The following is a 13,310-nucleotide window of genomic DNA, read 5'->3' as shown; positions in this document are numbered from 1 at the left end:
TCCAGATAGACGGCGATCGAAAGACGACAAGGAAGACAGCGACATGATCCCGTTTCGAAAGAACCTCATCGATGGCGAGTGGGTAGGCGATGCCGGCTCCCGCAACATCAACCCGTCCAATCTCGACGACGTGGTCGGCGAATATGCATCGGGGGGCGCGGAGCACGCTCGGCAGGCCATCGCAGCGGCCAAAGCGGCATTTCCGGCATGGTCTCGATCGGGCCTGCTGGCCCGCCATGCGGTGCTGAGGAAGACGTCGGACGAGATCACCGCGCGGAAAGATGAAATCGGCCGGGCGTTGGCGCGCGAGGAAGGCAAGACGCTGGTCGAGGGCATCGGCGAGACCGTGCGGGCCGCCCAGATATTCGATTTTTTCGCCGGAGAGGCGTTGCGCCTGTCGGGCGAGCTGGTGCCGAGCGTGCGGCCCGGCGTCGGCGTCGAGATCACCCGCGAAGCGGTCGGCGTCGTCGGCATCATCACGCCGTGGAATTTCCCGATCGCCATTCCGGCTTGGAAAATCGCTCCGGCGCTGGCCTACGGCAACACCATCGTCTTCAAGCCGGCGGAACTCGTTCCGGAGAGCGCCTGGACCATCGTCGACATCCTGCACCGCGCCGGGCTACCCAAGGGTGTGCTCAATCTGGTCATGGGCAAAGGTTCGGTGGTCGGCCAGGCCATGCTCGATAGTCCTGACCTCGACGCCATCACCTTCACCGGATCGGTCGGCACCGGCAAGCGCGTCGCCGCCGCCAGCGTCGAGCACATGCGCAAGTTCCAGCTCGAAATGGGCGGCAAGAACCCGCTTGTAGTGCTCGACGATGCCGACCTTGCCGTCGCCGTCGACTGCGCTATCAACGGTGCCTACTTCTCGACCGGCCAGCGCTGCACGGCGTCGTCCCGCCTGGTGGTGACGGACGGCATCCACGACCGCTTCGTCGAGGCGCTTAAGGACCGCATGGCCAAGCTGGTCGTCGGCGACGCTCTCGATGCCAAGACCCAGATCGGGCCGGTTGTCGACCAGAGCCAGCTCAAACAGGACGAAGACTATATCGCCATCGGCCGTCAGGAAGGTGCGGACCTTGCCTTCGGTGGCGAGCGGCTCGATCGTGAAACCCGCGGCTTCTATTTGCAGCCGGCGCTGTTCACCGAAACCACCAACGCCATGCGCATCTCGCGCGAGGAGATTTTCGGACCGGTCGCCAACGTCATCCGCGTCAAGGATTATGACGAGGCGCTGGCGGTGGCCAACGACACGCCGTTCGGCCTGACCTCCGGTATCTGCACCTCGAGCCTCAAGCATGCCACGCACTTCAAGCGCAATTCGGAAGCCGGCATGGTCATGGTCAACCTGCCGACGGCCGGCGTCGACTTCCACGTGCCTTTCGGCGGACGCAAGGGATCGAGCTACGGCCCGCGCGAGCAGGGCCGCTATGCCGCAGAGTTCTACACAACAGTGAAGACCGCTTACACGTTTGCCGGCTAAGAAAAGACGGCAGACCAGCCAGGCAGGCGAGCAAATCGATGACATCTGAGAATACGGCCCTGACCTGGCTCAATCCGCCGCCGCACCACGCCTTCGGCAACAATACGGTGCATGTACGGACCGGCAAGGAGACCGACTTCTGGCGCGAGACGTTCTACGGCTTCTGGCGCGACAATGGCCATTTCCTCTATCGTGAGGTCGAGGGCGATTTCAGCGCCGAAGTCACGGTCAAGGGGCACTATGAGGTGCTTTACGATCAGGCCGGGCTTATGGTCCGCCTGAGCGAGACGCACTGGATCAAGGCCGGCATCGAATACACCGACGGGCTGATGTATTTTTCCGTCGTCGTCACCAACGATGCCTCCGACTGGTCGCTGGCCAGCATTCCCGCCGACCCCGACGGGGTCAGGATCCGCCTGACCCGCCATGCCGAAACGATCCGCGTCCAGTATCTGGACGCGTCCGACAAGCACTGGAAACCGGTGCGACTTGCCTATTTCCCGCCGTCGAAAACGGTCGATGTCGGCATGATGTGCTGTTCGCCGCAGCGCGAGGGTTTCGAAGTGACATTCAGCGATTTTTCGATCAGCCCGCCGATCTCGCGGGAGCTTCACGACTGAGGCGCCGCGATGCGGTCGGGCGGTTTGCGTCGGGCCGGCCTCAGTAGGTCGCCCTGCCGCCGGAGACGTCGAAGACGGCAGCCGTCGTGAACGAGCATTCCTCGGACGCGATCCAGCAAATCAGCGCCGCCACCTCCTCGACCTCGCCAAAACGCGCCATCGGTATTTTGGACAGCATGAAGTCGATGTGCTGCTGGCTCATCTGCTGGAAGATCGCGGTGCGCACGGCCGCCGGCGTGACGCAGTTCACCGTCACCCTGGTCTTGGCCAGTTCCTTGCCGAGCGATTTGGTCATGCCGATCACCGCCGCCTTGGAGGTGCTGTAGGCCGAGGCGTTCGGGTTACCTTCCTTGCCGGCAATCGAGGCGATGTTGACGATCCTGCCGTAATTGCGTTCGAGCATATGCGGGACCAGCGCTTTGTTGCAGAAGAAGACGCCGTTGATGTTGATGTCGATGACCCGGCGCCAATCCTCTACGGAATACTCCCAGGTCGTCATGTTCGGTCCGGTGATGGCAGCGCTGGTGACAAGGACATCGACTGCGCCAAGCGCTTCGACCGTCTCTCCGGCGGCGGCTTCGACCGCTATGGGGTCGGCGACGTCTAGGGTGACGCTGTGCAGGCCTGGAACAATGGCCTTGGCCTGCTCGATCTGGGCCGCATCGCGATCCCAGACCGAAACACGCCCACCTTCGTCAGTGATCCTTTGCGCGACGGCCAGGCCGATGCCTGAGGCGCCGCCGGTGATAACAGCAGATCGTCCGGCAAATCGTCCCGCGAAACTCATCGGCATGTCGTATTCCTCCCAATCGGCGGCGAATGTGAAGTCAACGGCGGACAAGTTCAAGCGCGGACTTGCAGCCTCAGAACAGCTTGTGATGGGCCAGCACCGGGCAATTGGACGGCACTGCCTCCTGGCCAAATCGTCTCGTCCGGTATTGCGGAGAACGGCTGGAACGACTTGGCCGGTTGGCATCCGGGTGACAGGCTGCGCCGGATGGGCTATATTGCACTGCACAATGCGAGCGCCTGCAGGCGAGGCTCCCATCGATCCGACGAATCGGACCATGAGCGGTCCATGAACTCGGCATTGAGCTGCAAGGACGGAAAACCGCTACCGAGATGAAGATTCCAAAATCTCTGTTGATCGATCCGGACAAGAACACGGTCTATGGCAGCTTTGCCGTTGCCGTCTCGATCTGGGCGTTCTCCTACTCGACCATTTTCGGCCAGGCGATGATCCTGGCCTACTATGCAGTCTGGCTGCCGCTCATCTTGGTCGACTATCGGAAGATATTAAGGCACGCTTCCAGCGCCTGGCTTCCGCTGGCCCTTGCAACCTATGTCTGCTTCTCGGTGTTCTGGTCGGCGGCTCCCGGCACCACGGCAAGGACGGCCGTCCAATATTGCTCCCATATCGCCTGCGCCTATATTGCCGCGCGCACCGTCAGCGTCCGGACCTTGACCATAGGCGCCCTGATCGGGATTTTCGTCGTCCTGCTCTACTCGCTCAAGGTCGCGAGCTATTCCTACGACGTTCTCGATGGCACCTATAATTTCGTCGGCGCTTTCAGCTCCAAGAACCAGATCGGTTTTGTCGCATCGCTTGGCATCTATTTCTGCGTTGTCTACCTCGCCTTTCTCAGGCGGGGCCGGATAAGCTTTTTGTTGATCGTACCGATTGTCCTTCTATCGGGCTATCTGCTGGTCGTGTCGCATTCGGCCACTTCGATGGCATCGACCCCGGCGGTTCTCGCTCTGGTCGCCCTGCTTTCCATCGGCAAGCTGCTTTCGCTCCGCCATCGCCGGGTGATTTTCATGATCGGTGCGGGCGGGCTGGTCGCCTGCAGCGTGATTGCGCTGAATCTCGGGCTGACGGACTTTGTCCTTGGCCTTTTCGGCAAGGATTCGACGCTCACCGGACGAACCTACCTCTGGCAACAGGGCTGGAATGCCGCGCAGCAATCGCCCATGCTCGGCGTCGGCTACGCGGCCTATTGGGTGCAGGGCTTCTCCGAGGCCGAGCGGCTGTGGAACGAATTCTACATCGCCGCGCGAAGCGGCTTCCACTTCCACAACACCTACATCGAGACCTTGGTGGAACTCGGCTTCGTCGGCGCGACACTGCTTTCGCTGATCATCCTGCGCACGCTCTGGGGCCACGTCTCGGCGCTGATATTCAGGACATGGCAAGCCGACTCCGTGATTCTTGCCGGCGTCATGGTGCTTCTGTTCATCCGCTCCTTCGTCGAGGTCGAGACCCTCAATCCCTACATCATGGGATCGTTTCTGCTGTACTACAGCTACTTCAAGCTGGTGAGGGTGCCGGCCGTCGCTCCTTCCCGGTGGAGCGCCGTGAACCACCTAGAGGAACCGGACGCCGTGCGAGGCTAGAGCGGGCGGATCCAGGCGGTTCCTGCCCGAAGGCGGCCTTGTTTTCTGATCCATAAGATACCAAACGCAAAAACCCCGCAGACCGCTGCCTGCGGGGTTGGTGCTTCGTTCCGGTGGAAAGAAGCTACTGGATGGCCAGGGGCGCTGGTTTGACCTTGATCACGTCCCCTGGCAGCACCGGTGTGTCTTCATCGGCGGTGATTTCGCTGGTCTTGCCGTCGACCACCCGCACCAGGGAAAATGACAAGGCCGCTGGTTCGTTATTGCCGTAGAATTGCGGCATGGGGCTGCCCGACAAGGCCTCGGACATCAAGGCCTTTTCCATATTCAGCTTCAGCGTCACCTCGTTGAGATCGGCTTCCGTCTGTTGCCGGTCGGTCGCGAGGCTGGAGTTCTGGGTGTTCTCGAGATCGATGGCGTCCTGGGTGGCCTTGCTGATCGACTGCTTGGCCGTGAGAATTGCCGTTTCGTAATCCAGGATCTGGCCTTCAAGGTCGGCGATGGTTTGCTGCGAGTTCAAAACCCGCGTGTTGACGACCAGGCCCTTTTGCGCCAGCGAGCCGATGCCGTTGAGCTGCTCCTTCGCCAGATCGACCTGCTTCTGCTGGTTGACGATCTTTTTCTGCAGCGAATCGATCTCGCTCTGCAGCAGCGCCTTCAAATCGTCTAGCGCCTGCAAGCGCAGCTTGAGTTTCTTCTGGTCGGCCGCCAGGATCGCCGTCTCATCGGCAACGATGCTGGGCAGTTTCGGATCGTCGGCCACCTCTTTCGGCACCGCGAATGTCGGCTTGTCCGCCAGTTCCGCTTCGACGCGGGCGCGCTTGACGGTCAGCCTGACCAATTGGTCTTGTAGTACGTCGAAATTGCCCTTGGCATTGATCAGGTCGCGATCGTAGCGCTGTCCGCTCTCCGGGGTCCGCCGGGCTCCGCCGGCAATGCTCATCGCTTTCAGCACGGTCAACCCAGGCACACAAGGATACTGGCCAGGCGCTTGCACCTCGCCGGAGATGTAGAATGGCCGGTACTGCGCCATTTCGACGGAAGCCTCCGGCCTGTCGGCCAGAGCGAGCTTGCGCTGCAGCGCCTCGCCGAGCGATGCGGCGATCTCCGAAGTCGTCTTGCCGGATGCGGGCATCTCGCCGACGAAGGGAACCGACAAGGTTCCAGCGGGCCCGACCGTGTATTCTCCATTGATGGCCGACCAGTCGCGGAACGTGCCTTCGACGGTCTGCCATTCCGCCACGCGGATGGTCAGCTTGTCCTGTGCTCCAAGCCGATAGTCGTCGGCGAAGGCAAACTGTGGCAGGGCTAGCGACAGCGTCAGGCCGGTCGCCACTGTAAGGCAAGTCGTCAAAAGTCGTACTCGCCGCATGCGTCTGGAGAGAATGCCGGTGCAAAAAATATCGATTATATCTGCTTTCAACTGAGCGTTTCCGATCTGGTTTGCCCCGCCCGATGAACTGCCGATGCCTGAGTTAGGGGCCTGAGTTTCGGGCCCGAATTCTGGACAGCTGCTCCTCGATGTACGGCCAGCAAGCGGCCGTCAGTAGCAGCCTCGCGACATCCAGACCGCAGGTACGGTCTTGATGATGATGCGAATGTCTTCGAACATCGACCAGTTCTCGACATAGTGCCTGTCGAACGCGACGCGGCTGTCGTAGGAAACGTCGTTGCGTCCGCTGACCTGCCATAGCCCGGTCAGGCCGGGGCGCGATTTCAGGTAATAGACGGCCGAATTGCCATAAATCTCCAGCTCGTCGCGCACCACGGGACGAGGCCCGACCAGGCTCATATCCCCCTGCAGGATGTTGATGATCTGCGGCAACTCATCGAGGCTGAGCTTCCTCAGCACCGCTCCGACGCGGGTGATCCGCGGGTCGTTCTTCAGCTTGCGGGTCGCGATCCATTCGGCGCTGGCCTCCGGATTCGCGGCGAGATAGGCAGCAAGCACCCGCTCGCCGTCTGGAACCATGGTGCGGAACTTGAGGCACGGAAAAATCCGTCCTCCGCGGCCGATCCGGCTATGACCATAGAAAATCGGCCCGCCATCGGAAAACTTGACAAGCAGCGCTATCATCACGAACAGCGGGCTGAGAGCGACCAGGCCGATCAGCGAACCGGCAATATCGAAGCTGCGTTTGAGCAGGCCGCCGATCGGTGGCGGAAAATCGACACCGGCCTGCGAAAAATCCGCATCGGCCGGCTTGGCTACGTCCCTCATGCGTAAACTCCATACGTTGAACGGATGGTTTACCGCACGATACCAAAAAAATGCTGCAGCGCAACACACAATTTCCCAGACGGCTGTAATAGTCGCGTCATGAACTGACTAAATAATAAACTCGTCCTGCACAAAATTTCGCCTTTATGTCGCAAAAGAGACGGATTATGGGCAATTTTGGAAAAGCTAGTCCAATTTTGAGGCTGATTTTAGGCGAATCGCTCATTATACCCTGTTGTGGAGCTTTGTCGTCATTTAGAATTTCGAAATAACGACTGATGTTGTGATAAAATACTAGTCGATATCATAAATCTTACTGGAGCGAGTCGATATCCGGCAATCAGTGGTGATGCCGACGTGTGCATTGCACCATGGCAGAGTCGATCCCGAGGATTCGTTTAAAATTTATTCCGCAGCTGCCCTTGCCGGCTATTGCGCGGCTCAATAGAGTTGCAAATTGTTTCTGTCGGACTAATGGACAGATTGGGCTAGGCCGGAAGCAACCGGCCAGAAGCGGGCAACCTAAATAAGCTCGCAGAGTTTAAGGGAGGTGCTCGGGGTGGGCTTGTCGACATTTTTTCCCGAGCCGGTGGATGGGCTATCGGGTATGTCACTGCCAAAGTTCATTATCGGAATGTGTTTTGCGCTGGCGATCGTGATCGTCTGGTCCTATTTGGGCGGCGCCTCGCTCGGTACGACGCTGTTTCGCGTCATCGGCTGTGCCATAGTCATCCAAATGGGTTATTTTCTACTGGTCTTTGCCATGGTCGCCAGAAATGCCCCGACCCCGGCCGACAAAATTCGCGACGCTGAACGAAAGCTGAGTTCGAACGAGGCGGCCGAAGGCGAGAAATTCAGCGCAAGGAGAGGCCTTCACTGATTTCGGGCCTGGCCGGGTCTGCGATGTCCATGTGACCTATGGTTAAGCTCGCCGGTCCTCTGACGAATTGCTCGCCTCGACAACACCGGCAGTCGGCATTCCTGTTCTTTCGTTTCCTTGACACTGCGGGCCTCGACGCGCTCGCTCCGCCCCGCCGCAGTCCGGTCGGCCAGGACCAGCAACTGATTTTCCGCCAGTCGAGCGCTCTGATGGAGCGTGTAGGAACGGCTCTGCCAAGCGGCGCATTTCTGGAGCCATCCCGATTGAGGCTCGCCGCCTGCCCAGCCGGGCCATGACACCCAGCAGAATGAAAAACTGGACGGCGCCGATGATTTTGGCGATGCTTGCTTCGCACTTGCAGCATAGGCGTTTGGGCCGATGCATTTCAGGTTGGGCGGTGGGTCATTGAGCGGTCGGGGCGAGGAAATCCGCAACGACTTCTGCAATCGAGAGGCATGTCCATGACATCATTCCAGGTCTGCGTGATCATCGCCGCACGCAATGCGGCGCGGACAATCCCGGCTGCCATTGCATCGGCATTACGCGAACCTGAGGTTGCGGAAGTTGTCGTCGTCGATGACGCGTCCACCGACGATACGGCGAAAGTCGCCCACGCAGCCGGCGACGGCACGGGCCGCCTGTCCGTCATCCGCTTCGACGTCAATCGCGGCCCCTCCTTTGCACGCAACGCCGCGATAGCCGGTTCCAGGTCGCCGTTCATCAGCATTCTGGACGCTGATGATTTCTTTTTCGAAGGCAGGTTTCACAGACTGTTCGCCAGCACCGATTGGGATTTCGCCGCAGACAACATCATGCTTGTCAGGGATGACGCGGCAACCGACGTTTCGAAAATCGTTGCTCCACCGTTCTCGCCCGAGCCGGAATTCCTCGATTTCGAGGGCTTCGTCGATGGCAATATCTCCAGGCGCCGTGTGCAACGAGGGGAACTGGGCTTCCTCAAGCCAGTGATCAGCCGCGCCTTCCTCGATCGGCATGGGCTGCGCTACGACGAGAAGCTGCGCCTGGGTGAAGACTATGAACTCTATGCGCGCGCGGTTGCCCATGGCGCGCGCTTCAAGGTCATCAAATCCTGTGGCTACGGCGCGATCGTGCGCGCCGATTCGCTGAGCGGACGGCACAAGACCCAGGACCTGAAGCATCTGGCCGATGCCGACCTGGCACTGCTTGCGATCGACAGTTTGCCGGAGGCATCGAAGGCTGCGCTGAGAAGGCACGAGCGGCACATCCGCGACAAATACCGGCTGCGGAAGTTTTTAGACGTGAAGGCTGAGCGCGGGTTGGCACCGGCCGCGGCCTACGCCTTGGCCGGCTCGTCCAACCTCACAGCCGTCGTCCGCGGCGTTGCCTCCGACAAGCTGGATGCGCTGTTTCGCCGCGCCGGCCTCGCCGCGAAGCGTCAGCATGTGCCGCCGCTGCGCTTCCTCATGGCCGGAACCAGCACGGCCAGCGATAGCTAGGCCCGTCAACGTGCGATGGCGGTAGCCACTCCGTTACCCTTAGGTCGGCTCGCACCATTTCAACGAGATTCATGAGTTTACGATCTAGGTGGTTGCCTATGCGCGCAGGGAATGGCAATCTATGTTGCGGTGCAGCAATTTTGGACGGCCAACCGAACTGGCCCGAGACATACCCTGTCGGAGGAGCTGGACGATGCAAGAAATGTCTTTTGAATGTGGACGGGCTCTAAGGCCGTTCACCAGCTCGACGATGACGGGGCGCTGACTACATGGCCTCGATCTTTCGCTTCCGATCGAGAGATCCGGCGCGCGACACGCAGACCGACACCTCGCGCCTCGATCGCTTGGCAAAGCTGCTGGACCAGATCGCGGCCGAAGTCGAGGCGGAGAAGAGCGGACTTGAGAACCGCTACAGGACAACGGCCACCAATGCCGCCTTTCTGGTCGAGGCGATGGAGAACGGTTCGGTCTCCTCGCGCAGGTCTTCCGAAGTCGGCGAACTGACCAGGTCGATTCTGAATTGCGAGCGGCGCATCACAGCGCTGTCGCGCCAGATGCAGATGATGAAGGATCTCCGTCATTCGCTGGATGAAATCTTCGAGCCGAAGCGGCAGAACGGTCCCGACATGAGGACTGATTTTGTGAAGCCCGCCGATTCCGGCACGGGCTGAGCGAACACCCTGGGTCGGCGCAATGGTTTAGGCACAACACGGAGCTTGGGAGCGACAGAGGTCAAGATCAGGTTGTTTCGTCACGGTTCGAACGATCGCTTTGGGGGCGCACAGCACAAGGTGAGTTTTGATATGAATGCAGATCTTAAAAGCACGTCCGCCCCGGCACCCCGCGGCACCCCGTTCACGCGCCCGATCTCAGGCAAGCTGCGGCCGCTCCGTTCAGACGGCGCGTTTCTGCTGATCGTTCTCGTCAGTCTGGTTGCGGGCCTTGTACCCGTCCGTGCGCAGGATCTGCCAACCGCGCCGTCTTTTGTCGATGATTTCACCAGCCTCAGTCGCGCGCGCTGGTACATTTCCGACGGCTGGACGAACGGCAAGCATCAGAACTGCACCTGGTCCAAAAACCTGATCGGGCTTTCCGACGGCATGCTGACGCTCGGTTTCGAGAAGCGCAAGCTGAAGGATCGCGAATTCGCCTGCGCCGAGATCCAGACCAAGCAGCGCTTCGGCTACGGCACCTACGAGGCGCGGATGAAGACCGACACGGGCTCCGGCGTCAACGCGGCATTCTTCAGCTTCGTCGGCGATGCCGACAAGCAGCCGCATGATGAAATCGACTTCGAGGTGCTGACCAAGGACACGTCCAAGGTTCAGGTCAACGCCTACATAGCCGGCAAAGGCAAGAACGAGAAACTGGTCGACGTCGCCGGCGGCACCGACAAGGCCTTCAACGACTACGCCTTCGTCTGGGAAAAAGACCGGCTGCGCTGGTACGTCAACGGCAAGCTTGTCCACGAGATCACCGATCCGGCGAAGCTGCCCACCCATTCGCAAAGGATCTATTTCAGCCTGTGGGGCAGCGACACGATGAAGGGCTGGATGGGGCCGTTCTCGGATCCGGGCCGCAAGCTCACCATGCAGGTGGATCGCGTTGCGTTCACCGCACTCGGCCAGCCCTGCCAATTCCCGGAATCGCTGGCATGCAACACAAACTAGAAGCGCATCTGAACCGGCCGGGCCGAAGGTGGTCGGAAAACCGAAGCTTGAACACGCCCGAAGCCTTGAACAGGAATGAAACCGAATGAATTTGACTGTCTTTGGAATCGGCTATGTCGGTCTTGTACAGGCGGCGGTGCTTGCCGAAGTCGGCCACCAGGTGGTCTGTGTCGACATCGATGCAAAAAAGGTCGAAAGGCTCAACCAGGGCCATGTCCCGATCTTCGAGCCCGGTCTCGAAAATATGGTCAAGGAGAACCATGCCGCCGGCCGCATCAAGTTCATCACCGACGCCGCCGCGGCGATCAAGCATGGACAGATCCAGATGATCGCCGTCGGCACGCCGCCGGGCGAGGATGGTTCGGCAGACCTCAAATATGTGCTGGCCGTCGCCGAGGCTATCGGTCGTGAGATGGACGCGCCCAAGATCGTCGTCGGCAAGTCGACCGTGCCGGTCGGCACCTGCGAAAGAATAAAGGCCAGGATCGCCGAGACGCTGAAGGCGCGCGGGCGCGAGGATCTGGTTTTCGACGTCGCCTCCAATCCGGAATTCCTCAAGGAAGGGTCCGCTGTGAGCGACTGCATGAAGCCCGACCGCATCATCGTCGGCACCAGCAACGAGGACACCGAGGCGGTGATGCGCGAGCTCTACGCGCCGTTCAACCGCAACCACGAAAAGATGATCGTGATGGACGTGCGCAGTGCCGAGTTCACCAAATACGCGGCCAATTGCATGCTGGCGACCAAGATCAGCTTCATGAATGAAATGGCCAACCTGGCCGAGCAACTGGGCGCCGACATCGAGGAGGTCCGCAAGGGCATCGGCAGCGACCCGCGGATCGGCTACCACTTCATCTATCCGGGCCTCGGCTATGGCGGCTCGTGCTTCCCGAAGGATGTGCGTGCCCTGATCAAGACCGCCGAGGCTGTCAAGTTCGACGCCAAGCTGCTGCGTGCCGTCGAGGAGCGCAACAACCAGCAGAAGTCGGTCCTGTTCGAGAAGGTGCACCGCTATTTCAAGGGCAATCTCAAAGGCAAAACCTTTGCGCTGTGGGGCCTCGCCTTCAAACCCAATACCGACGACATGCGCGAGGCCCCGGCCCGCACGCTGATGGAAGCGCTCTGGGCCGCCGGTGCCAATGTCCAGGCCTATGATCCGGAGGCGATGCAGGAATGCCAGGCGATCTACGGGCTGCGCGACGACCTGCAACTGTGCGGCACCAAGGAGGCCGCGCTGCGAGGCGCCGACGCGCTCTTGATCGTGACCGAGTGGAAGAGTTTCAGCGCGCCGTCCTTCGATGCATTGAAGAACGCGCTGACCAGGCCGGTCATCTTCGACGGACGCAATCTCTACGACCCCAAGGTCATCGCCCGCCACGGCATCGAATACCACAGCATCGGCAGAATGGCGGCGTGACGCTAGGGCGGTCCAGCAAGGAGCCAGGTCCATGAAAGTTCTGTTTGCAGGCGGCAACGGCTACACACCGCAGTTCAGCGGTGGCGTTCAGTCGAGCACGCACCATCTGGTCGAGCAGCTGCGCGAGCACGGTCATGACGCCTCGGTGCTGGCGGCGCTGTTCGGTGACGGCATGTTCGGTTTCAAGGCGCGCGCCAAGATGAAGCTCCTTCGCCAGCGCGCGGTCATCGACAGCTATCCCGGCTATCCTGTCGTGCGGGCGTGGTTTCCCTGGGAGGCGGCCCGCTTCGCCGTCGAACGGCTCGATCCCGATGTCGCCGTCGTGCAGTGCCACAAATCGGTGCCGATCGGAAAGGCGCTGCAGGCGCTCGGCGTGCCGCTGGTGGTCTATCTGCGGAACGTCGAATTCCACGAATTGGCCGGCGACCTGCGCGAATTGCATTCGGCGCTTTATATCGCCAACTCCGAATTCACGGCGCGCACCTATAAGGAAAAGTTCGGCATCGACTCGACCGTAATCCCGCCGACCATCAATCCCGGGCTCTACAGCACGCCGACCACCGGTGAATTCGTCACGCTGATCAATCCTTACAATGAAAAAGGGTTCGAACTCGCCGTGCGCATCGCCGGCCAATGCCCCGAAATCCCGTTCCTGTTCGTCGAAAGCTGGAAGCTCGACGACGACCACCGGGCGCAGATCGAACGGATCATCGCGCCGCTACGCAACGTCAGGCTGGAAAGCCGCACCAGCGACATGAAGACCGTCTATGGCCGCACCAAGATCCTGCTGGCGCCAAGCAAATGGGAAGAAGCTTGGGGGCGGGTGGCATCCGAGGCCCATTGCAGCGGCATTCCAGTCGTCGGATCCCGCCGCGGCGGCCTGCCGGAAGCGATTGGCGCCGGCGGCGTTGTGCTCGACTATGACGCACCGCTCGACGACTGGGTCGCCGCGGTCAGGCGACTATGGAGCGACAAGGCCGAGTACGATCGGCTGTCGGCGGCGGCGCAGCTGTTTTCGGAGCGGCCGCAAATGAACCCCGACAGTCAGTTCACGACCTTCCTCAGCGTTCTCGACAACGCCAGGCAAGGCGCGCTGGAGCGTGCCGCCTGATGCATTTCGTCCAAAATCGTTTATGTCGCCCAACAG

At 60.6% G+C, this 13,310-nt stretch carries 12 protein-coding genes; 9 read left to right on the top strand and 3 right to left on the bottom strand.

Annotation, left to right across the window (positions count from 1 at the left end; all coding sequences use genetic code 11):
- Nucleotides 1-46 precede the first annotated feature (46 nt).
- Nucleotides 47-1,483, top strand: coding sequence for an aldehyde dehydrogenase family protein (locus tag NKJ17_RS03685; protein ID WP_352687053.1), 1,437 nt, complete (start codon nucleotides 47-49; stop codon nucleotides 1,481-1,483).
- Nucleotides 1,484-1,521: 38 nt separating this feature from the next.
- On the top strand, nucleotides 1,522-2,103 hold the full coding sequence (locus NKJ17_RS03680) for a DUF1349 domain-containing protein (RefSeq protein WP_352687019.1): 582 nt from the start codon (nucleotides 1,522-1,524) through the stop codon (nucleotides 2,101-2,103).
- Nucleotides 2,104-2,143: 40 nt separating this feature from the next.
- On the opposite strand, the gene NKJ17_RS03675 is transcribed toward NKJ17_RS03680, so the two are convergent.
- Entirely contained in the window at nucleotides 2,144-2,896 is a 753-nt protein-coding gene (locus tag NKJ17_RS03675; RefSeq protein WP_352687016.1) for an SDR family NAD(P)-dependent oxidoreductase, read from the bottom strand.
- 329 nt (nucleotides 2,897-3,225) lie between these two features.
- Between NKJ17_RS03675 and NKJ17_RS03670 the strand changes: the two genes are divergently transcribed.
- Entirely contained in the window at nucleotides 3,226-4,497 is a 1,272-nt protein-coding gene (locus tag NKJ17_RS03670) for an O-antigen ligase family protein (protein ID WP_352687013.1), read from the top strand.
- Nucleotides 4,498-4,621: 124 nt separating this feature from the next.
- On the opposite strand, the gene NKJ17_RS03665 is transcribed toward NKJ17_RS03670, so the two are convergent.
- Complete coding sequence (locus NKJ17_RS03665) at nucleotides 4,622-5,869, bottom strand: polysaccharide biosynthesis/export family protein (protein WP_352687051.1); 1,248 nt, start codon at nucleotides 5,867-5,869, stop codon at nucleotides 4,622-4,624.
- 171 nt (nucleotides 5,870-6,040) lie between these two features.
- Entirely contained in the window at nucleotides 6,041-6,718 is a 678-nt protein-coding gene (locus NKJ17_RS03660) for a sugar transferase (protein ID WP_352479827.1), read from the bottom strand.
- A gap of 559 nt (nucleotides 6,719-7,277) precedes the next feature.
- On the opposite strand from NKJ17_RS03660, the gene NKJ17_RS03655 reads away from it, so the two are divergent.
- The 6 genes from NKJ17_RS03655 (at nucleotide 7,278) to NKJ17_RS03630 (ending at nucleotide 13,274) form a co-directional block, all read left to right on the top strand.
- The gene (locus NKJ17_RS03655; protein ID WP_352506982.1) at nucleotides 7,278-7,598 is read left to right on the top strand and encodes an exopolysaccharide production repressor protein; all 321 of its coding nucleotides are present in this window, start codon (nucleotides 7,278-7,280) and stop codon (nucleotides 7,596-7,598) included.
- Nucleotides 7,599-8,053: 455 nt separating this feature from the next.
- The gene (locus NKJ17_RS03650) at nucleotides 8,054-9,076 is read left to right on the top strand and encodes a glycosyltransferase family 2 protein (RefSeq protein ID WP_352506981.1); all 1,023 of its coding nucleotides are present in this window, start codon (nucleotides 8,054-8,056) and stop codon (nucleotides 9,074-9,076) included.
- Between the two features lie 269 nt (nucleotides 9,077-9,345).
- On the top strand, nucleotides 9,346-9,747 hold the full coding sequence (locus tag NKJ17_RS03645) for a hypothetical protein (protein ID WP_352506980.1): 402 nt from the start codon (nucleotides 9,346-9,348) through the stop codon (nucleotides 9,745-9,747).
- A 132-nt stretch (nucleotides 9,748-9,879) separates the two neighbouring features.
- A complete protein-coding gene (gene exoK, locus NKJ17_RS03640) occupies nucleotides 9,880-10,746 on the top strand; it encodes an endo-1,3-1,4-beta-glycanase ExoK (RefSeq protein WP_352479829.1) in 867 nt (288 codons plus the stop codon).
- A gap of 85 nt (nucleotides 10,747-10,831) precedes the next feature.
- The gene (locus NKJ17_RS03635; protein WP_352687008.1) at nucleotides 10,832-12,163 is read left to right on the top strand and encodes a UDP-glucose dehydrogenase family protein; all 1,332 of its coding nucleotides are present in this window, start codon (nucleotides 10,832-10,834) and stop codon (nucleotides 12,161-12,163) included.
- A gap of 31 nt (nucleotides 12,164-12,194) precedes the next feature.
- Nucleotides 12,195-13,274 (top strand): glycosyltransferase, encoded by a 1,080-nt coding sequence (locus NKJ17_RS03630; protein WP_254816095.1) that lies wholly within the window; start codon nucleotides 12,195-12,197, stop codon nucleotides 13,272-13,274.
- Nucleotides 13,275-13,310: the final 36 nt, after the last annotated feature.

Origin of the sequence: Mesorhizobium sp. M0208 (genome assembly GCF_040322015.1) — a bacterium.
Lineage (GTDB): Bacteria > Pseudomonadota > Alphaproteobacteria > Rhizobiales > Rhizobiaceae > Mesorhizobium.
This window is presented reverse-complemented; position numbering and strand designations above follow the sequence as displayed.

Excerpts from the sequence above, each read along its gene's own strand:
- NKJ17_RS03635 (WP_352687008.1), top strand. The coding sequence starts at position 10,832 with ATGAATTTGACTGTCTTTGGAATCGGCTATGTCGGTCTTGTACAGGCG.
- NKJ17_RS03645 (WP_352506980.1), top strand. The coding sequence starts at position 9,346 with ATGGCCTCGATCTTTCGCTTCCGATCGAGAGATCCGGCGCGCGACACG.
- NKJ17_RS03630 (WP_254816095.1), top strand. The coding sequence starts at position 12,195 with ATGAAAGTTCTGTTTGCAGGCGGCAACGGCTACACACCGCAGTTCAGC.
- NKJ17_RS03665 (WP_352687051.1), bottom strand. The coding sequence starts at position 5,869 with ATGCGGCGAGTACGACTTTTGACGACTTGCCTTACAGTGGCGACCGGC.
- NKJ17_RS03670 (WP_352687013.1), top strand. The coding sequence starts at position 3,226 with ATGAAGATTCCAAAATCTCTGTTGATCGATCCGGACAAGAACACGGTC.
- exoK (WP_352479829.1), top strand. The coding sequence starts at position 9,880 with ATGAATGCAGATCTTAAAAGCACGTCCGCCCCGGCACCCCGCGGCACC.
- NKJ17_RS03650 (WP_352506981.1), top strand. The coding sequence starts at position 8,054 with ATGTCCATGACATCATTCCAGGTCTGCGTGATCATCGCCGCACGCAAT.
- NKJ17_RS03660 (WP_352479827.1), bottom strand. The coding sequence starts at position 6,718 with ATGAGGGACGTAGCCAAGCCGGCCGATGCGGATTTTTCGCAGGCCGGT.
- NKJ17_RS03680 (WP_352687019.1), top strand. The coding sequence starts at position 1,522 with ATGACATCTGAGAATACGGCCCTGACCTGGCTCAATCCGCCGCCGCAC.
- NKJ17_RS03675 (WP_352687016.1), bottom strand. The coding sequence starts at position 2,896 with ATGCCGATGAGTTTCGCGGGACGATTTGCCGGACGATCTGCTGTTATC.